Genomic DNA, 19,179 nt, shown 5'->3' on the forward strand with positions numbered 1-19,179 from the left:
TTGACCGTTCATTGCCGAGTCCTCGACGGCCGTCGCGATCTGCTCGCGGCGGCCGCTGCATATCCGCAGCGCTATCCGTGCCTGCTTGAAAGCGTCGCCCATGGCACGGCACCCTCGCGCTGGGACGTGCTGCTGGCGTTGCCGCAGCACGCCCGTGTGGTGCGCTCGCCCGATGATGGCGATTTTCTTGGAACGTTGGAGGCCGGGTGGCGCGCCGAGCCGATGTCCGGGGCGCTCACCGATGCCGAAAAGACGCTGCCGTTTCTTGGCGGCTGGGCGCTTTATCTAGGCTACGAAACCATCGGCCAGATAGAGCCGGCGCTGCGCTTGCCGGCGGCGCGCGATGGTCTGCCGATGGCGGTGGCGCTGCGTTGTCCGGCGGCCGTGCTGTTCGATCACGACACCTGCTGCACCTGGCTGGTGGCCGAGGCCGGCTATGAAGCCCTGCTCGATCGCATGGCCGAGGATCTGGCCCAGGCGCCGACGCCGTCCGTCGTCCTGCCGGCGATCGAGCAGGTTGATGAAGATGCGCCGCAGCGCTACCTGGATGCGGTGGCTCGCGTGCACGATTACCTGCGCAGTGGCGATACCTTTCAGGCCAATATCTCGCGTCGCTGGAGCGCGCATTACGCGCAGGCGCCCGAGCCGGCCGCGTTGTACGCCGCGCTGCGCCAGGCCAATCCAGCGCCGTTTGCCGCGCTCTGGCAGTACGACGGTCGCGCGGTGGTCAGTTCCTCGCCCGAGCGCCTGGTGGAAGTGCGCGATGATTGCGTGCAGACGCGGCCCATCGCCGGCACCCGAGCGCGCACCGCCGACGATGACGATGCCGCGCGCATGCGCGAACTGGTCGGCCATCCCAAGGAGCGCGCCGAGCATGTCATGCTCATCGACCTGGAACGCAACGACCTGGGCCGTGTTTGTGTGCCGGGCAGCGTCGAGGTCAACGAGTTGATGATTGTGGAAAGCTACGCGCATGTGCATCACATCGTCTCCAACGTGCGCGGCCGCTTGGCGCCGGGCATGAGCCCGATCGATGCCATCCGCGCCACGTTCCCGGGCGGCACCATCACCGGCTGTCCGAAAGTGCGCTGCATGCAGATCATCGCCGAACTGGAGGGCGAAGGGCGCGGCGCTTACACCGGTGCGCTGGGTTATCTGGATCGGCGCGGGCACATGGATCTGAACATCCTGATCCGCACGCTGGCGGTGAACGGGCGCGAGGTCAGCTGGCGTGCCGGTGCCGGCATCGTGGTCGATTCCGACGCCGACAAGGAGCTGGCCGAAACCCGGCACAAGGCGCGCGGCCTGCTGCGCGCCCTGGGGTTGGATGGATGAACATGCGCATCAGTGTCGATGGCGTTGAAGGCGCCCAGGTATCGCCGCGTGATCGCGGATTGGCCTATGGCGATGGCCTGTTTGAAACCGTGCGCGTCATCGATGGTCATGCGCCGTTGTGGCCCCGGCACATGGCGCGCTTGCGGCGCGGCTGTCAGCGTCTGGCGATAGCTTGCCCGGATGCGACCGCGCTGTTGGCCGAAGTGCGGCGACTGGCGGCCGACAGCCACGCGGCGGTGGCCCGCATCAGCGTGACCCGTGGCCTGGGCGAGCGCGGTTATGCGCCGCCGGTTCATGCCGCCCCTTGCATCATCGTGCAGGTGGCGCCGGCTCCCAATTGGCCGGCCGACTGGTACAGTGAAGGGCTACAGGTGGGTTTGTGCCGAACCCGGCTTGCCGAACAGCCGGCGCTGGCCGGGCTCAAGCATCTGAACCGCTTGGAACAGGTGCTGGCGCGGGCCGAATGGAACAACCCGGCGCAGGCCGAAGGCCTGATGTGCGACATGCATGGACGTGTGGTTTCGGCCACGTCGGCCAATGTGTTTGCGGTGATCGATGGCGTGCTGACCACGCCGGCGCTTGAGCGCTGCGGGGTCGAGGGCGTGGCGCGTGCCGAGTTGCTGGCGCGCGCCGCAGGGGATGTCGCGGTGCGCGACATCGCTTTGGAGGAGTGGATGGGTTCGAGTGAGTGGTTCATCAGTTCCAGCGTGCGCGGCATCGTGCCGATCCGCATGCTGGACGGACAGCCGCGTGAGGCAGGACCGGTGGCGCGCCGCTGGCAGCAGTGCTGGCGCCAGGCCGGTCTGCATCCATGTGGAGCGCACGCGGCATGAGGCAAACGATGCACGGCGGCGCCAAGCTGCGTTTACTGCTCGGGCTGGTTTTGTTCGCGTTGCTGGCCGCTGCCGGCACGCTCTGGTACGACATCAGTCGTTTTGCCGAGGCACCGCTGGCTGTGCGCCAGAGCCCGACTGCACAGAGCGTGGATATCCCTCGCGGGTCCAGCTTTCATGCCATTGTCGATACTCTGCGCCAGCGGCATTTGAGCTCGGCGCCGGACTGGTACTGGCGGGTGCTGGCCATGCGCATGCATGTCACCGCACGCCTGCACGCTGGCGAGTACGCGCTGTATCCGGGGCTGACCCCGCGTGTGCTGCTCACGCACATGGCGCGCGGGCAGGTGGTGCAGCACGACTTCACCATCGTCGACGGCTGGAATTTCCTCGAGCTGCGTGCGGCGCTGGCCAAGGCGCCCAAAATCAAGCACGAGCTGCCGTCACTGGACGATGCGCAGCTGATGCAGCGCATCGGTGCCGGCCAGAGCAAGCCGGAAGGGCAGTTCATGCCCGAGACCTACGCCTACATCAAGGGCGATACGGATGTGTCCATCCTCAAGCGCGCCTATGGCTCGATGCAGCGCTACTTGAACCAGCAATGGGCGCAGCGCGCCGATGATCTGCCGGTCAAATCGCCCTATCAGGCGCTGATCCTGGCTTCCATCGTGGAGAAGGAAACCGCGCGACCGGACGAGCGTGAGCGCATCGCCGGTGTGTTCGAGCGGCGTCTTGATATCGGCATGCCGCTGCAGACCGATCCCACCATCATCTATGCGCTGGGCACCTCTTACGACGGCAATATCCACAAGCGCGACCTGAAGGTCGACTCGCCGTACAACACCTACACGCATCCGGGCCTGCCGCCGACGCCGATCGCTATGCCCGGCAAGCCGGCCATCCACGCGGTGCTGCATCCGGCCGCGGGCAAGGCGCTGTACTTCGTCGCGCGAGGCGATGGCAGCCATGTGTTTTCCGATACGCTGGCCGAGCATAATCGCGCCGTGGCCTGTTATCAGCTCAAGCATTGCGCGGGAGAAAAGCGGTGAGCGGGCGCCTGATCACGCTGGAAGGCGGCGAAGGCGCCGGCAAGAGCACGCTGGTCAGCGGTCTGTGCCGGTACCTGGGCGAGCAGGGCATTGAGCCGCTGCTGACGCGTGAGCCCGGTGGCACGGCGTTGGGCGAGGGCGTGCGCGAGTTGGTGCTGAAGCCGGAGTTGCGCGGCATGTGTGCCGAATCGGAATTGTTGCTGATGTTCGCCTCGCGCGCACAGTTGGTGCGCGAAGTCATCCAGCCGGCGCTGGCGCAAGGACGCTGGGTGCTGTGCGACCGCTTTACCGATGCCAGCTACGCCTATCAGGGCGGCGGTCGCGGCCAGCCGGTCGAGCGCATCGCCGAGCTGGAGCGCTGGGCCGCCTGCGATGTGCAGCCGGATATCACCTTGCTGCTGGATCTGCCGGTGCATACCGGGCGCGCCCGCGCCGCCGGACGCGGCCCCAGTGACCGCATCGAAACCGAGGCCGACGCCTTTTTCGAACGCGTGCGCGGCATGTATCGCCGGCGCGCCGAGCAGGCACCGGAACGCTTCCGCCTGCTTGATGCCAGCGCCATGCCCGAGGCGGTGCTGGCGCAGGCCATCGAGGCGCTCGGCCCGCTGCTCAACGAGGTCCATCCATGACAGTGCCGGGCTGGCATCACGACGCATGGCAGCGCCTGCAGACGCGCCGCGAACGTGGTGTGCTGCCGCATGCACTGGCCTTGACCGGTCCGCAGGGGCTGGGCAAGCGCGCCTTCGTGAAACGTTTCGTCAACTCGCTGTTGTGCCAGCAGCGTCAGCCCGATGGCGAGGCCTGCGGGCAATGCCGCAGCTGCCTGTTGCTGGCCGCCGGCACCCATCCGGACTTCATCAGCACCGGCCTGGAAACGCGCGACGATGGCAAGCTGCGCTCGGAGATTCTGATCCGCCAGATCCGCGCGCTGTCCGAGCGCCTGTCTAAAGCCAGCCAGTTCGGCGGCTGGCAGATCGCGGTGATCGATCCGGCCGATGCCATGAATACGGCGTCGGCCAACGCTTTGCTGAAAACCCTGGAAGAGCCCACTTCTGCCAGCCTGCTGCTGCTGGTGGCCGATGCGCCGTGGCGCCTGCCGGCGACCATCCGCAGCCGCTGCCAGCGTATCGAGTTTCGCCTGCCTAGCTCAGAACAGGCTGCCGAATGGCTGCGCGCCGAAGGCGTCGGGAACCCTGAGCAGGCGCTGGCGGCGGCCGGCGGCAATCCCGGTCTGGCGCAGAACTGGGCCAGCAGTGGCGCCACTGAGCAGCGCAGCCAGGTGCGCGCCGATCTGGCGGCGCTGGCCGAAGGGCGCGCCGATGCCTTCGCCGTGGCCTCGCAATGGGCTGGCGACGAGCCATCGCAGCGGTTGTGGTTTGCCGCGCAGGCAGCGGCCGACGAGGCCCGCCAGCGCGCCAGCGGGCAGGCCGGCGTGTTGCACAGCCGACTGTCCGATCAGGCGCTGCACGAGTGGTTTGTGCGCGCCGGTCATACCCGCGAACTCTTGCGCGGCCCGCTCCGCACCGACCTGATGGTGCTGGAGCTGTTGGCCGATTGGCACTGAAGTTCATGCCCGTAACACAGCCTGTGGGTGCCATGCTGGATCCGGCCGACCTGGTCGGCAAGCGCCTGCTTGTGGTGGCGCCGCATCCGGACGATGAGTCACTGGCGGCCGGTGGCCTGCTGGCCACACTGGCCGGGCGCGCCGAGATCTGGCTGCTGCAGGTGACCGACGGCGACGACAATCCCTGGCCGCAGCGCATACTGGAGCGACGCTGGCGCCTGCGTGCGGGCGATCGCCAGCGCTGGGCGGCGCGACGTCGTGGCGAGCTGACGGCGGCGGTGGGGGTGTTGGGCATCGATCCGGCGCATCACCGGCGTCTTGGCTGGCCGGACATGGGCGTGGGCGAGCGCGCCCTGCACTTGCCGCAGGACAGCGTGAACGAGTTTGCCCGGGTGCTTGGTGAGGTGGCGCCGGATGTGCTGGTGCTGCCCACGCTGGACGATGCGCATCCGGACCACTCGGCTTGTCATGTGCTGGTACAGCTGGCCCTGGTCGCGCTGGAGTCCTCGCCGCACCTGCTTGGCTATGTGGTGCATGCACGCCACGATGCCGGCCAGTCGCTGGTGTACAAGCTCTCCCTGGATGACAGGCAGCAGGCGCTCAAGCGTCGAGCCGTGTTGTGCCACACCAGCCAGGTGGCGCTTAGCCGGCGCCGTCTATTGCGGCTGGTGGGCCCGGACGAGTGCTATCAGTCTGTCGATCCGGCGCCAGCGGGCACGCAGGCCGCCCGGTGGCTGCTGGCGTTTTCACCGCCACGTTGTTTGCAGGCGCTGTTGCAATTGCAGGTGCTGCATGCCGACGGCAGCGCATGCTGGCGTTTTGATCGCGCGCCGCTTGAGCGTGTCGGGACAGGCTGGCAATTGTGCATGCCCGCCCGTGGCCCGGTGTTTGCCAGGCTCACGCTGCGCTGGCGCACGCTGTGGATTTTCGATCACTGGGGCTGGCATGGCTTGACCCCGGCCGCATCCGTGCACGAAGCTCGCAGCAGCAAAGGAGAGATGACATGAGTTCGGCATCGCCGAGACAGGGCATCCTGTCGCTGAAGATCAAGGATCAGAGCGCGTTGTACAACGCCTATATGCCGTTCCTGAAGGGCGGCGGCCTGTTCGTGCCCACCGCGCAAAGCTACCAGCTGGGCGACGAGGTGGTGCTGCTGATCTCGCTGCTGGAGGAAGCCGAGCGTCTGTCGGTGGCCGGCAAGGTGGTCTGGATCACACCGGTGGGCGCGCAGGCCAATCGCACCGCCGGCATCGGCGTGCAGTTCAACGATTCCAGTGACGGCGAGACGGCGCGCGACAAGATCGAGACGCTGCTCGGCGGCATGCTCAATTCCGAGCGCATGACCCAGACCATGTAGTCGCGTGCCACATGATGATGCGTCTTGCCGAACGCCCGCATTGCCGACCCGGTGTGCGGGCGTTTTGCTGACGAGGGGCGCTTGGTTTGTCGCACGAAAGTCATGCTCTAAAGGCAAATAAAAAGGCCGCCCGAGGGGCGGCCTTTTTCAATTTGGTCGGGGTGACATGATTCGAACATGCGACTTCTACGTCCCGAACGTAGCGCTCTACCAAGCTGAGCTACACCCCGTCAGGAGCCGCGCATGATACTCACGCTCCATCATTTACGCAACACATGAATTTAAATTCGTTCGGTGCGGCAGGCCGTCTGCTACTCTATGGGGCTTAGCTTTTCGCGACCATTCCTGCATCCGAACGAGGCTTTTCATGGCGCAGACCCAGGCCCGCACCATGCCCGGTGTGCTCGAGCTTCTGCCGCTCGACCAGATCGCCTTCCAGCGCATGCTGGACATCATCCGCCGCAATTACGAGCGTTTCGGCTTCCTGCCGGTGGAAACGCCGGTGATGGAGTTCACCGACGTGCTGCTGACCAAGTCCGGCGGTGAAACCGAGCGCCAGGTGTACTTCGTGCAGTCGACCGGCGCACTGGAGAAAGACACCGCGCCCGAGCTGGCGTTGCGTTTTGACCTGACCGTGCCGCTGGCCCGCTACGTGGCCCAGCACGAGCACGACCTGTCGTTTCCGTTCCGTCGCTACCAGATGCAGCGCGTGTACCGTGGCGAGCGCGCCCAGCGCGGCCGTTTCCGCGAGTTCTATCAGTGCGATATCGACGTGATCGGCAAGGATGCGCTGTCGGTGCGTTACGACGCGGAGATTCCGGCGGTGATCCACAGCGTGTTCCGCGAGCTGGCGATCGGTCCGTTCACCATCCAGATGAACAACCGCAAGCTGATGCGCGGGTTCTTCGAAAATCTGGGCGTGGCCGACGGCGAAAAGCAGATGCTGGTGCTGCGCGAAGTGGACAAGCTGGACAAGCGCGGCGCCGATTACGTGCGCGAGACGCTCACCGGCGAGGCGTTTGGCCTGTCGGCTGAGGTGGCCGAGAAGATCCTGGCCTTCGTGCAGGTGCGTTCGGAAGGCGTCGACGATGCCTTTGCCAAGCTCGATGCGCTGGGCGAAGGCTCGGCCACGTTCGAGGAAGGTCGCGCCGAGCTCAAGGAAGTGCTGGGCCTGGTGCGCGACATGGGCGTGCCCGAAGAGCGCTTTGCGCTGAATCTTTCCATCGCGCGCGGGTTGGATTACTACACCGGCATGGTCTACGAGACCACGCTGGACGAACATCCGCAGATCGGCTCGATTTGCTCGGGTGGTCGCTACGAGAACCTGGCCGGCCACTACACCAAGTCGCACCTGCCGGGCGTGGGTATTTCCATCGGCGCGACGCGGCTTTACTGGCAGCTGCGCGAGGCCGGTTTGATCGGCACCGCGCGCAGCACGGTGCAGGCGCTGGTCACGCAGATGGATACCGCGCACATGCCGGCCTATCTGGCGTTGGCCGCGGAGCTGCGCAACGCCGGCATCGCCACCGAGGTGGTGATGGATGGCGGCAAGTTGGGCAAGCAGTTCAAGTACGCCGACCGCGCGGGTATCCGTTTCGTGCTGGTGCTGGGCGAGGATGAAATGGCCAAGCACACGGTGACCGTCAAGGACATGCTGCGCAACGACCAGTTCGAGGTCAGCCGCGAAGAGATGGTCAAGAGTCTGCGCGTGGAACTGGAGCAGGCCGCGGCCATGGAAGCGGCCGAACGGCGTGGCTGAGGCGCGCGTCCAACGTTGATACGAGGCGGCTGGTTTTCTTGCGAAAACCGGCCGCTTTCACAATCTACAAAGCTGTATCGATCCCGCAGCCGGGAGACACCGGCGTATCGGGCTTCACCGGGAGGAAACCGCATGAACCAAGCAATCATCGAACTGGATGGCGACAGCCTGACCCGCGACCAAGTGGCCGCGGTGGCGCGTGGCGCCGACGTGTCGCTGGCCGAGCACGGCCTGGCACGCGTGGAAAAGGCGGCCGCCTTCCTGGCCGACAAGGTGCACTGCGGCGAGCCGATCTATGGCGTCACCACCGGCTTTGGTTCCAACGCCGACAAGCTGTTGGGTGCGCACCGGGCGCGGCAGGATCTGCAAGGCGCGGCGACCGATGAGGCGGCGGGCGAGGGCGATCTGCTGGAAGAATTGCAGCACAACCTGATCGTTACCCATGCCGTGTGCGTGGGCGAGCCGTTTGCCGAAGAGGTGGTGCGCGCCATGCTGGTGATCCGCATCAACACCTTGATGCGTGGGCATTCGGGCATTCGCGTCTCGACCTTGAAAGCGCTGGCCGAACTGCTCAATCGCGGCGTGATTCCGGTGATTCCGCAAAAGGGTTCGGTGGGCGCCTCGGGCGATCTGGCGCCGCTGTCGCATCTGGCCATCGTGCTGCTGGGCGGCGGCGAGGCCTTCTACGAGGGCGAGCGCCTGCCGGGCGGTGAGGCGCTGACGCGCGCTGGGCTTGCGCCGATCCGCCTTTCCTTCAAGGAAGGCCTGGCGCTCAACAACGGCACCACGCAGATGCTTGCGACCTCGGTGCTGGCGCTGGATCGACTGGCGTACTTCCTGAATCTGGCTGACCTGGCTGCAGCGATGAGCCTGGATGCCTTTGCCGGTCGCAGTGGCGCGCTGCGTGAGCAAGTGCACGCGTTGCGTCCGCACCCGGGGCAGCGCGATGCGGCGGCGCACGTGCGCCAGTTGCTCGATGGCTCCACGCTGCTGGATATTCCCTACCACCTGGTGCCGCGCTTCAAGACCTGGACGGCCGAGGCCTGGCAGACGCCCGAGGCGCAGGCGCAGCGCTTTGATATTGCCTGGGACTGGGTGCCGGCCAGTCAGCGCCACGGCCGCGAGGCGTTCTATGCGCGCTTCCTGCCGTTCAAGGGTGGCAAGAAACATCAGCCGCAGGATGCCTACTGCCTGCGTTGCATGCCGCAGGTGCACGGTGCGGTGCGCGATGCCTGGGCGCAGGCGTGTCGGGTGATCGACATCGAGCTCAATGCCGTCACCGACAATCCGCTGGTGTTCCCCGATGCCGAGAACCCGCGCTACATCGAGGATCAGGTGATCTCGGCCGGTCACTTCCACGGCATGCCGCTGGCGCTGGTCATGAGCTACGTGAAGGCGGCCATTCCGACCCTGGCCTCGATCTCCGAGCGGCGCCTGAACAAGCTGGTCGATCCGGCCAACAGCGATGGCCTGCCGGCGTTTCTTACCGGCAACGAGGACGCCACCGATTCGGGCTTCATGATCGTGCAGTACACCGCCGCGGCGCTGGTCAACGACCTGGCTTCCCGCGCGCATCCGGCCTCGGTGTATTCGGTGCCAACCTCGGCCAATGCCGAAGACCACGTATCAATGGGCGCCAACGAGGCGCGTCACGTGCTGGACATGACCGAGGATCTGGGCCATGTGCTGGCACTGGAGCTGTACACCGCAGCGCAGGCTCTGGAATACCGCCAGGACATGTTGAATGCCGCCCGCGAGCTGGCCCGTGGCGGCGACTGGAAGGCGGTGGCGGCAAAGGTTGCCGGCGCGCCGCGCGAAGATCATCCGCACCATGCGCAGTTTGAAGCCGAAGTGCGTGCATTGACCGAGGCACTGGCCGCGACCGAGGAGTTCCACGCCGGCCACGCCGTGCGCGAGGCCTTGGCACGGCTGCGGCAGGACATCGCCTTCATGCGTCGTGATCGGCCCATGGATGGCGATGTGGCGCGTGTGTGCGAGCTGGTGCGTCGGCGCCGTTTCCAGGCCTGACGCCGGACCGGCACTGTCCCGGAAAGTCGGTGCCTGGCAGGCAAGGCTCGCCGAGGTCATCGGCGCTGTGCCTGGGCGATCACCAGCATGGCCGATATGGCAAGCAGCAAAATGCCCATCACCGCGGCGTTCGACACGATCCGTGGTGATTCGGCAGTATGTCATGGGTGTTGCAATGGGGCCGTGCGCTGGAGCTGATGGTGCGGCGATCATCTCCGCTTAACTTCATATGCTAGAGGATGCCTTGATATGACGGCTGCGTTCTCCGGTGGATGTGCCTGTGGCGCCATCCGTTACCAGTGTGCCAGCGCGCCCGTGGCCATGCTCAACTGCCATTGCAGCGACTGTCAGCGTTCGAGTGGGGCACCGTTTGCCTCGGGTGTGATTGTTGCCGTGGCGGACATGCATGTCACCGGCGCGCCCTCCAGCTACACCGTGCGTGCCAGCGCGGCGGCACGGCGACACGCAGTTTCTGTGGCAACTGCGGCTCGCCGCTGTTCACCACCAGCCAGGCGCAGCCGCAATGGATGTCGGTACGCTTTCCGACGCTGGACGACACGGCGTCCTTCAAGCCGGCGCTGGATATCTGGACCGCTAGCGCACAGGCGTGGACGTGTCTGGACGATGCACTCCCGCATTTTCCGACGACGCCCTAGATCCGCCCTTCGACTTTTCAGCGCGCCGATAAACCCATGGTACTTAGGTACTGCCGTGGCCGGTCATCGCTGCGTGGATTTTGTCAGTCTCACGCGGCGGCAATGATGAGGCGAAAACGCTGTCCAAAACCTTGACTTTTCCCGTTCAGGCCGCCGACAAGGCGCTTTGCGCCAACCTGCCAAAAGCGCACGCGGTGTCAAGGTTGGTGTGTGGTTAAAACGTAGCCAGTGCGTGCCAAGTGCTTGTGAAAGCGACCCTTTAACCTGCTGCTCACAACGTTATCCAGTGAACTATCCACAGCTTGTGTGGATAAACTTATCGCTTGGTGTTGCAGTCTGGCATGAAGGTCATGCAAACATCGAATAGCTTGACTTTCGGCGCTTACTGCCTGGGTCATGGCGCTGGTTATTATTTAATCAGTTTGTCACAAGTGGTTGTGTGGGAATCACTTTTTAAGTTTTCACACAGGCTTGTCAAAGCCTTATCCACAGGCAATGTGGAAAACCCTTGCGGTGTCTTCCCAGGGCGGGGTTGCGAGCCCTCGACGACACTCGTATGATGCGCATCAATGTACTAACGCGTTAATACATTATGAAGCGCCGCAGCATCGACATCGACCAAGCCAATGATCAGGCCGAGCGCCAACTGGCTACCGCCCTTAGTGCCTTGAAGGACGCCGACCAGGTACAGGCTTTCCTGCGCGACCTATGCACGCCGGCCGAGCTGGAGGCTCTCACCGATCGTTGGCGCGTGGTGCCCCTCCTGCTGGACGAGGTGCCGTATCGGGAAATCCACGATCGCACCGGCGTCAGCATCACCACCATTGGCCGCGTTGCCCGCTTCATCACCCAGGGCAACGGTGGCTACCTGGCCGCAGCACGCGCCACGCGCGAGGCCTCGGTCCGTAACGGAGCAAACGCATGACTACGCGCGACCGCCTGCGCATCGCCGTCCAGAAGAACGGCCGCCTGGCCGAGCCTTCGCTCGATCTTCTGACCCGTTGCGGGCTTAAATTCCGCCAGAGTCGGGACAAGCTGTTCTGCTTCGGCGAGAGCATGCCGATTGATCTCTTGCTGGTGCGCGACGACGACATTCCCGGCCTGATTGCCGACGGCGTGTGCGACTTGGGGTTTGTCGGCCGCAACGTGCTGACCGAAGATGCGCTGGGCCGCGAGGGCGAGTCGCCGTTCCAGGAGCTGCGCCCGCTCGGATTTGGTGGTTGCCGCCTCTCCATCGCGCTTCCGCAGGAGACCGAGTGGAGCGGTCCGCAGCAGCTGGCGGGCATGCGCATTGCCACCACGTATCCGCACCTTCTAGGCGACTGGCTGCGCACCAACAGCGTGAACGCCAGCATTGTGACCCTGTCCGGCTCGGTGGAAATTGCGCCGCGCCTGGGCACCGCAGACCTGATTTGTGATCTGGTTTCCAGCGGTGCCACGCTGGCTGCCAACCAGCTGAAAGAGGCGGTGATCCTGCAACGTAGCGAGGCCGTCCTGGCGTCCTCGGCCGAGCTGCCCAGTGATGAGCGCGGCGACCTGATCGAGCTGCTGCTGCGGCGCCTGGACAGCGTGGTCAATGTGCGCGAATCGCGCCTGGTGATGCTGCAGGCGCCGCGCAGTGCGCTGGACATCATCGTCGATTTGCTGCCCGGCAAGCCGCAGCCCACGGTGACCTCCATCGAAGGCAGCCCGGACGATATTTCCCTGCAAGCGGTGTGCAACGGCAGCGTCAGCTGGCAGGACCTTGAGCAGATGAAGCGCGCCGGCGCGCGTTCCATGCTGGTGCTGCCGGTGGAGAAGATGCTGGCATGAACGTGATCGAGTGGAACACGCTGAACGCCGATGCGTGCCAGCAGGCCCTGGCCCGTCCCGCGCAGGCACGCAGCGAGGAGCGACGTCGTGCGGTGGCCGAAATCATGGCGCGTGTGCGCCGTGGCGGCGATACCACCTTGCTGGACTTGACCGCGCAGTTCGATGGGTGTGCGCTGGGATCTCTGCGCGTTTCGGAAGCCGAGTTCGCCGCCGCCGAGGCCTCGCTGGATGACGCACTGAAGCAGGCCATTGCCGAGGCTCGCGAGCGCATCGAAACCTTCCATCGCGCGGGTGCACCGACACCGGTGAGTGTCCAGACCGATGCCGGCGTTACCTGTGAACGTGTGCTGCGTGCCATCACTCGGGTCGGCCTTTATGTGCCGGCCGGCAGTGCGCCGCTGCCTTCGACCGCGCTGATGCTGGGCGTGCCGGCGCAGCTGGCCGGTTGCCGCGAAGTGGTGCTGTGCACGCCGCCGCGTCGCGACGGCAGCGTGGATGCGGCGGTGCTCTATGCGGCGCGTCTTTGCGGTATCGATACGGTGTTCAAGCTGGGCGGCGCGCAGGCGATTGCCGCCATGGCCTACGGCACCGACAGCGTGCCGGCGTGCGACAAGCTGTTTGGGCCGGGCAACGCGTGGGTGACCGAGGCCAAGTTGCAGGTCTCGGCCGAACCCGGTGGCGCCGCCATCGACATGCCGGCCGGACCTTCCGAGGTATTGGTGATTGCCGACGCCAACGCCGATGCGCGTTTTGTCGCCGCCGACCTGCTGTCGCAGGCCGAACATGGTCCGGACTCGCAGGCGCTGTTGGTTACCGACAACGCGGCGCTGGCCGAGGCCGTGGCGGCGCAGGTCAACACACAGATGGCGCAGCTCTCGCGTCGCGAGATTGCCGCCGAGGCTATTTCGCAAAGCCGCCTGATCGTGGTGGAAAACCTGGATCAGGCCGCGGCCCTCAGCAATGCCTACGCGCCCGAACACCTGATTCTCAACGTCGCCGAACCGCGCCAGTTGCTGGCACAGATCGACAGCGCCGGCTCGGTGTTCCTTGGCGCATACTCGCCCGAATCGGTGGGTGATTACTGCAGTGGTACCAACCATGTGCTGCCGACCTATGGCCATGCGCGGGCCTGGAGCGGCGTCTCGGTAGCCAGTTTCGTCAAGCAGATCACGGTGCAGTCGCTGACCGGCGAAGGCTTGAAGGCGGTAGGGCCGTGCGCCGTGACGCTGGCCACCGCCGAAGGCCTGGATGCACACGCGCAGGCGGTACGGGTGCGCCTGGCCGCGCTGGAGGGGGCATGAGCATCATCGATCGTGCGCGCCCGCAAGTGCGTGCGCTGACGCCGTATTCCTCGGCGCGCATGGAGGCCGGCGATGCCGCCATCATGCTCAACGCCAACGAATCGCCGTGGGCGCCGCCGGGTGATGCCGGCCGCCAGCTCAATCGTTACCCGCAGCCGCAACCGCAGGTATTGCGCGAGCGTCTGGCCATGCTTTACGGCGTGGAACCCACCGAGCTTTTGATCGGCCGCGGCAGCGACGAGGCCATCGATTTGCTGGTGCGTGCATTCTGCACGCCGGGCGTGGATGGCATCGCGATCTGTCCGCCAACCTTTGGCATGTACGCGGTCTGCGCGGCCACGCAGGACGCGGCCATTACCCAGGTGCCGCTGCGCGACGATTTTTCGGTGGATGTCGAGGCGCTTCTGTCCACCTTGCCGGAAACGACCAAACTGGTGTTTCTGTGTTCGCCGAACAATCCCACCGGCGGTTGCATGCCGCGTGCCGATATCGAGCGCATCGCCGGCGCGTTGTCCGAGCGCGCGATGGTGATCGTGGACGAGGCCTACATCGAGTTTGCCGAGGCCGAGAGCGCCGCCACGTTGATCGCGCGCTATCCGAACCTGGGTGTGCTGCGCACGCTGTCCAAAGCCTGGGCCTTGGCTGGCGCGCGCGTGGGCGTGTTGCTTGCCGACGCGCCGGTGATCGCCTTGCTGCGCAAGATCATGGCTCCGTATCCGCTGCCGACGCCGTGCGTGGAGGCAGCGCTGGTGGCCACGGATGCTGATGGCGAGGCCTTGACGCGCGAGCGCATCGCCACCGTGCGCGCCGAGCGCCGCCGTCTGGCGGACGCCTTGCGCCAGCTGCCACAGGTGCTGGACGTCTATCCGTCCGATGCCAATTTTCTCACCGTGCGCCTGGCAGACGCCAAGGCCAGCTATCAGCAGCTGGCTGCGCAAGGCGTGGTGGTGCGCGATGTGGGACGTTATCCGTTGCTGGCCGGCTGCCTTCGTTTCAGCATCGGCACGCCGCAGGAAAACAATCGCCTGCTGGCCATTCTGGCCGAGGCTGCAACCGGTCTTGAGGAGCGTACGGCATGAGCCGCAAGCTACTGTTTGTCGATCGCGACGGCTGCATCATCGAGGAGCCGGCCGACGAGCAAATCGACCGTTTCGAGAAGCTGGCGTTGCTGCCGGATGTGATTCCCGCACTGCGCAAATGCATCGCTTCCGGCTACGAGCTGGTGATGGTGAGCAATCAGGATGGTCTGGGCACCGAGCGCTTTCCGCAGGCCGATTTCGATGGACCGCATCAGCTTCTGATGCAGATCCTTGGCTCGCAGGGCATCACTTTTCGCGAGGTGCTGATCGACCCGACGCTGCCCGAAGAAGGGCGCGACACGCGCAAGCCGGGCACGGGCATGATGCGTCATTATCTGGCCGATGACAGCTGGAGCCGTGCAGCTTCGGCGATGGTCGGCGACCGCGACTCGGACATGCTGTTTGCCGCCAACATGGGAGTGCGCGGTTTTCGGGTCGGCCCGCAGGGCGAGGCCTGGATGGCGATTGCACACAGCTTGTGCGACGCACCGCGCCGCGCCCGTGTCGAGCGCAACACACGCGAAACCCGCATCGCCGTCGAGGTGGACCTGGATGCCACGGCCGACCCACAGGCGCACACCGGTATCGGCTATTTCGATCACATGCTCGAACAGATCGGCAAGCATGGCGGCATCGCCATGACGCTGCGCTGTGATGGCGACCTGCATGTGGATGAGCACCACACGGTGGAAGACTGTGCGCTGGCGCTGGGCCAGGCCTTGCGCCAGGCACTGGGCGACAAGCGCGGCATTGGCCGCTACGGCTTTACATTGCCGATGGACGAGTCGCAGGCCAGTGCCACGCTGGATCTTTCCGGTCGGCCGTATTTCGTGTTCGAGGGCGAGTTCCCGCGCACCCAGGTGGGCGAGCTCTCGACGGAAATGGTGCCGCACTTTTTCCGCTCGCTGTGCGAGACGCTGGGCGCCAACCTGCACTTGTCGGTGCGCGGCGAGAACGCGCACCACATGGTCGAAGGCTGCTTCAAGGCAGTGGCACGCGCGCTGGGGCAGGCGGTGCGCAAGCACGGTGACGCCTTGCCCTCGACCAAGGGAGCTTTGTAATGGCCGAGGTGGTCCTGATCGATGCCGGCGGCACCAATATCGGGTCGGTGCGCTACGCGTTGTCGCGCCTGGGCGTGGATGCGCAGATGAGTGATGATCCCGCGCGCATCCGCGCCGCCACTCATGTGATTCTTCCGGGCGTCGGTGCGGCCGGGCCGGGCATGGCGCGGCTTCGCGCCAGCGGGCTGGATGCGGTGATTCGTGGATTGGATCAGCCGGTGCTCGGCGTATGTCTTGGCATGCAGTTGTTGTTCGAGCATTCCGAGGAAGGTGAGGTCGACTGCCTGGGGCTGATCCCGGGCCAAGTACGCCGTTTTGCCGACGATGGCGAGCGCCGCGTGCCGCACATGGGCTGGAATCGCCTTAAGACGGTGCGCGAGGACGACTTGAGCCAGGCGCTGCCTGATGAGCCCTACGCCTACTTCGTACACAGCTATTACGTGCCGCAAGGCGAGGCGACGTTGCTTGCGGCCGATTACGGCGTGCCGATCAGTGCCATGGTGCGCCATCGCAATTTTTGCGGCATGCAGTTTCATCCCGAGCGCTCGGCCGCACTGGGCGCCGAGCTGCTGCGCCGGTTCCTGGATTTGCCGGCTGCGGCCTGAGTACAAGAGAGTTTTCGCATGGCTTCTAGCTTTACCGTCATCCCCGCCATTGATCTTCGCCAAGGCAAGGTGGTTCGCCTTTTCAAGGGCGATTACGAGCGCCAGACTGATTACGAGGTGGCGCCCGCCGCACTGGCCGCCAGCTACGCCGACACCGGCGCCGAGTGGCTGCATGTGGTCGATCTGGATGGCGCGCGCGAGGGCAACCTGGCCAACCTCAAGACCCTGCGCGAACTGGTGGCCGCCGGCATGAAGGTGCAGGCCGGTGGTGGCGTGCGCAGCCGCGCCGATGTCGAGCGCCTGTTCGAGGCCGGAGTGCAGCGCGTGGTGCTGGGCTCGCTCTCGGTGCGTGAGCCGAACACGGTGTGCGAGTGGCTGGCCACCTTTGGCCCCGAACGTCTGACCATCGCGCTGGATACGCATTTTCGCGATGGCGCCTGGCGCTTGCCCAGTGCCGGCTGGCTGGAAGCGGAGAAGGCCACGTTGGATGAGCTGGCGCCGTTCTACGCCGATGCCGGCGCCAAACATGTGCTGAGCACGGACATTGATCGCGACGGCACACTTTCAGGCCCCAACCTGAGTCTTTACCGTCACCTTAGCCAGCGTGTGCCCAAACTGGCCTTGCAGGCCTCCGGCGGCGTGCGTGAGCTGGACGACATTCGCACCGCGCGTGAGGCCGGTGCCTCGGGCATCGTGCTGGGGCGCGCCTTGCTGGAAGGGCGCTTCACCCTGGCCGAGGCGCTGGCATGCTGACCCGCCGCATCATCCCCTGCCTGGACGTGCGTGACGGTAAGGTCGTCAAGGGCGTGCGTTTTCGCGATCACGTGGTGATGGGCGAAATTGTCGACCTGGCGCTGCGCTACCGCGACGAGGGCGCCGACGAACTGGTGTTCTACGACATTACCGCCAGCCCGGAAGGGCGCCGCGTCGACCGCGAGTGGGTCGAGCGCGTGGCGCGGGTGATCGACATTCCGTTCTGCGTGGCCGGTGGCATTCGCAGCGAGGCCGACGCGCGCGAGGTGCTTTACGCCGGTGCCGACAAGGTCTCGGTCAATTCACCGGCGCTGGAGCGTCCCGAGCTGGTGCGCGAGCTGGCCGATGCCTTTGGCGTGCAGTGCGTGGTGGTGGGCATCGACAGCCTGCGCGATGAGGATGGGCAATGGCGTGTGCGCCAGTACACGGGTGATCCGTCCAAGACGCGTGCGCTGCGTCGGCGCACCCTGGATTGGGTGGACCAGGTGCAGCAGCTGGGTGCGGGCGAGATTGTGCTCAACTGTATGGGTACCGACGGCGTGCGCGGCGGCTACGATCTGGAGCAGCTCGGCGCGGTGCGTGCGCGTTGTCAGGTGCCGCTGGTGGCTTCCGGTGGCGCCGGCGCGCCTGAGCACTTCCGCGATGCTTTTGTAGAAGCCGATGTGGATGCCGCGCTGGCCGCCAGCGTGTTCCATTCCGGTGCCATCCCCATCCCTGAATTGAAAGCCTGGTTGGCTGCACAGAACGTGGCCGTGCGCCCGGCAGCCGCCACCAAGGTAGTATCCGCATGAGCCTTATTGATATCGACCCTGCATCACTGGACTGGGCCAAGGGCGAAGGCCTGCTGCCGGTCATCGTGCAGCACTGGCGCGATGGCCGCGTGCTGATGCTTGGCTATATGAATGAGCTGGCGCTGCAAACCACGTTGGAAAAGGGTCAGGTTACCTTCTTCAGCCGCAGCAAGGGACGCCTTTGGACCAAGGGCGAAACCTCCGGCAATGTGCTCAAGCTCAAGGCCGTGCGTGGCGATTGCGATGCCGATACCTTGTTGGTGCTGGCCGATCCCGTTGGGCCCACCTGCCACACCGGCAGCGACAGCTGCTTTGGCGATGACATTGCCGCCGATACCGCCTTCATTGGCCAGCTCGATGCGCTGATTGAGCAGCGCGAGTCCGAACGCCCGGAGGGCAGCTACACCACACGCCTGTTCGAAGGCGGCGTGCGTCGCATTGCGCAGAAGGTGGGCGAAGAGGGCGTGGAATCAGCCCTGGCAGGCGTGGCGCAGGACGACCAGGCGCTGATCGGCGAGGCCTCGGATCTGGTCTATCACCTGCTGGTACTGATGCGCGCGCGGGGGCTGGGTTTGGCCGATATCAGCCGCTGCCTGAAGCAGCGCCACGGCGGCTGATCCACCGGTCAATGCAACACGGCTACCAGCAATACCAGCAGCACGCCGCCGAACACGGCCAGTAATAGCGCGAACAGGGCGCCCACATGCAGGCTGGGGCCGAGCACGGTGCTGCGGTTGCGCTGATAGCCACGCGCGAAATGCAGATAGCGCACGCCGGCGGCCAGCGCCATCAGCACGTCCATGCCCACCAGCAGGGCGCCGCCCCAGGTCGAGAGCATGCGCGGATACAGCGGCATGTGCGAGGCGTTGCTGGGCAGCCGATGCAAAATCAGGCCGAAGCGGTCGATCACAAAACCCAGCGCCATTAGCGACAGCGCCGTGCGAATCCACGCCGAGAGGGTACGCTCGGCAGCCAGGAACACGAGCTTGCGCGAAAGCTCCAGCGGCGATTGTTCGTCCTCATGGGGCATGGGGCACCTTGGCGAGGCGGGAAAGATAATGCACATCATAGCCCCGTGCGGAACGGGCGCCGGAACGCGCGACGTTGACGATGGGCGCCGGTCCCGCTTGCATGGCTGGGCCTGTTTAGCCACCACTGTCATCTTCGGCGATAGTCAAACCCGGCGACGGCCACGT

At 65.5% G+C, this 19,179-nt stretch carries 19 protein-coding genes and 1 tRNA gene; 18 read left to right on the forward strand and 2 right to left on the reverse strand.

Annotated features, from left to right (window positions below):
- Genes HBF24_RS06490 through HBF24_RS06520 form a run of 7 tightly spaced genes read left to right on the forward strand, consistent with a single transcriptional unit; the run spans position 1 to position 6,138 of the window.
- Positions 1-1,335, forward strand: coding sequence for an aminodeoxychorismate synthase component I (locus HBF24_RS06490; RefSeq protein WP_167170681.1), 1,335 nt, complete (start codon positions 1-3; stop codon positions 1,333-1,335).
- A complete protein-coding gene (gene pabC, locus HBF24_RS06495) occupies positions 1,332-2,168 on the forward strand; it encodes an aminodeoxychorismate lyase (protein WP_167170684.1) in 837 nt (278 codons plus the stop codon). The genes HBF24_RS06490 and pabC overlap by 4 nt, the downstream gene beginning before the upstream one ends.
- Entirely contained in the window at positions 2,165-3,217 is a 1,053-nt protein-coding gene (mltG, locus tag HBF24_RS06500) for an endolytic transglycosylase MltG (RefSeq protein ID WP_240922267.1), read from the forward strand. Before pabC ends, mltG begins: the two co-directional genes overlap by 4 nt.
- On the forward strand, positions 3,214-3,846 hold the full coding sequence (tmk, locus tag HBF24_RS06505; RefSeq protein ID WP_167170687.1) for a dTMP kinase: 633 nt from the start codon (positions 3,214-3,216) through the stop codon (positions 3,844-3,846). Before mltG ends, tmk begins: the two co-directional genes overlap by 4 nt.
- The gene (gene holB, locus HBF24_RS06510) at positions 3,843-4,781 is read left to right on the forward strand and encodes a DNA polymerase III subunit delta' (RefSeq protein WP_167170689.1); all 939 of its coding nucleotides are present in this window, start codon (positions 3,843-3,845) and stop codon (positions 4,779-4,781) included. The genes tmk and holB overlap by 4 nt, the downstream gene beginning before the upstream one ends.
- A gap of 5 nt (positions 4,782-4,786) precedes the next feature.
- Entirely contained in the window at positions 4,787-5,788 is a 1,002-nt protein-coding gene (locus tag HBF24_RS06515; RefSeq protein ID WP_167170692.1) for a PIG-L family deacetylase, read from the forward strand.
- Positions 5,785-6,138 (forward strand): PilZ domain-containing protein, encoded by a 354-nt coding sequence (locus HBF24_RS06520; RefSeq protein WP_167170695.1) that lies wholly within the window; start codon positions 5,785-5,787, stop codon positions 6,136-6,138. The genes HBF24_RS06515 and HBF24_RS06520 overlap by 4 nt, the downstream gene beginning before the upstream one ends.
- Before the next feature lie 153 nt (positions 6,139-6,291).
- On the opposite strand, the gene HBF24_RS06525 is transcribed toward HBF24_RS06520, so the two are convergent.
- Positions 6,292-6,368 (reverse strand) — tRNA-Pro (locus HBF24_RS06525).
- Between the two features lie 137 nt (positions 6,369-6,505).
- Here HBF24_RS06525 and hisS point away from each other — a divergent pair.
- The 11 genes from hisS (at position 6,506) to hisIE (ending at position 18,600) form a co-directional block, all read left to right on the forward strand.
- Positions 6,506-7,897 carry a histidine--tRNA ligase gene (gene hisS, locus HBF24_RS06530; RefSeq protein ID WP_167170697.1) on the forward strand — a complete coding sequence of 464 codons (1,392 nt, stop codon included), beginning with the start codon at positions 6,506-6,508 and terminating at the stop codon, positions 7,895-7,897.
- Between the two features lie 132 nt (positions 7,898-8,029).
- Positions 8,030-9,925: an aromatic amino acid ammonia-lyase gene (locus HBF24_RS06535; RefSeq protein ID WP_167170700.1), complete on the forward strand. Its 1,896-nt coding sequence runs from the start codon at positions 8,030-8,032 to the stop codon at positions 9,923-9,925.
- A 1,248-nt stretch (positions 9,926-11,173) separates the two neighbouring features.
- Positions 11,174-11,506, forward strand: coding sequence for a YerC/YecD family TrpR-related protein (locus HBF24_RS06545; protein ID WP_167170703.1), 333 nt, complete (start codon positions 11,174-11,176; stop codon positions 11,504-11,506).
- Positions 11,503-12,393 carry an ATP phosphoribosyltransferase gene (gene hisG / locus HBF24_RS06550; protein WP_167170706.1) on the forward strand — a complete coding sequence of 297 codons (891 nt, stop codon included), beginning with the start codon at positions 11,503-11,505 and terminating at the stop codon, positions 12,391-12,393. Before HBF24_RS06545 ends, hisG begins: the two co-directional genes overlap by 4 nt.
- Positions 12,390-13,694: a histidinol dehydrogenase gene (gene hisD / locus HBF24_RS06555; protein ID WP_167170708.1), complete on the forward strand. Its 1,305-nt coding sequence runs from the start codon at positions 12,390-12,392 to the stop codon at positions 13,692-13,694. The genes hisG and hisD overlap by 4 nt, the downstream gene beginning before the upstream one ends.
- Positions 13,691-14,773, forward strand: coding sequence for a histidinol-phosphate transaminase (gene hisC / locus HBF24_RS06560; RefSeq protein ID WP_167170711.1), 1,083 nt, complete (start codon positions 13,691-13,693; stop codon positions 14,771-14,773). Before hisD ends, hisC begins: the two co-directional genes overlap by 4 nt.
- Positions 14,770-15,834, forward strand: a complete 1,065-nt coding sequence (hisB, locus tag HBF24_RS06565; protein WP_167170714.1) for a bifunctional histidinol-phosphatase/imidazoleglycerol-phosphate dehydratase HisB — start codon at positions 14,770-14,772, stop codon at positions 15,832-15,834. Before hisC ends, hisB begins: the two co-directional genes overlap by 4 nt.
- Positions 15,834-16,439 carry an imidazole glycerol phosphate synthase subunit HisH gene (gene hisH, locus HBF24_RS06570; protein WP_167170717.1) on the forward strand — a complete coding sequence of 202 codons (606 nt, stop codon included), beginning with the start codon at positions 15,834-15,836 and terminating at the stop codon, positions 16,437-16,439. Before hisB ends, hisH begins: the two co-directional genes overlap by 1 nt.
- Before the next feature lie 18 nt (positions 16,440-16,457).
- Positions 16,458-17,192, forward strand: a complete 735-nt coding sequence (gene hisA, locus HBF24_RS06575; RefSeq protein ID WP_167170720.1) for a 1-(5-phosphoribosyl)-5-[(5-phosphoribosylamino)methylideneamino]imidazole-4-carboxamide isomerase — start codon at positions 16,458-16,460, stop codon at positions 17,190-17,192.
- Entirely contained in the window at positions 17,186-17,983 is a 798-nt protein-coding gene (gene hisF, locus HBF24_RS06580; protein WP_167170723.1) for an imidazole glycerol phosphate synthase subunit HisF, read from the forward strand. Before hisA ends, hisF begins: the two co-directional genes overlap by 7 nt.
- The gene (hisIE, locus tag HBF24_RS06585) at positions 17,980-18,600 is read left to right on the forward strand and encodes a bifunctional phosphoribosyl-AMP cyclohydrolase/phosphoribosyl-ATP diphosphatase HisIE (RefSeq protein ID WP_167170725.1); all 621 of its coding nucleotides are present in this window, start codon (positions 17,980-17,982) and stop codon (positions 18,598-18,600) included. The genes hisF and hisIE overlap by 4 nt, the downstream gene beginning before the upstream one ends.
- 8 nt (positions 18,601-18,608) lie before the next feature.
- Here hisIE and HBF24_RS06590 read toward each other — a convergent pair whose 3' ends face one another.
- The gene (locus tag HBF24_RS06590) at positions 18,609-19,013 is read right to left on the reverse strand and encodes a DUF202 domain-containing protein (RefSeq protein WP_167170728.1); all 405 of its coding nucleotides are present in this window, start codon (positions 19,011-19,013) and stop codon (positions 18,609-18,611) included.
- Between the last annotated feature and the right edge of the window lie 166 nt (positions 19,014-19,179).

The organism is Oleiagrimonas sp. C23AA (genome assembly GCF_011759385.1).
Lineage (GTDB): Bacteria > Pseudomonadota > Gammaproteobacteria > Xanthomonadales > Rhodanobacteraceae > Oleiagrimonas.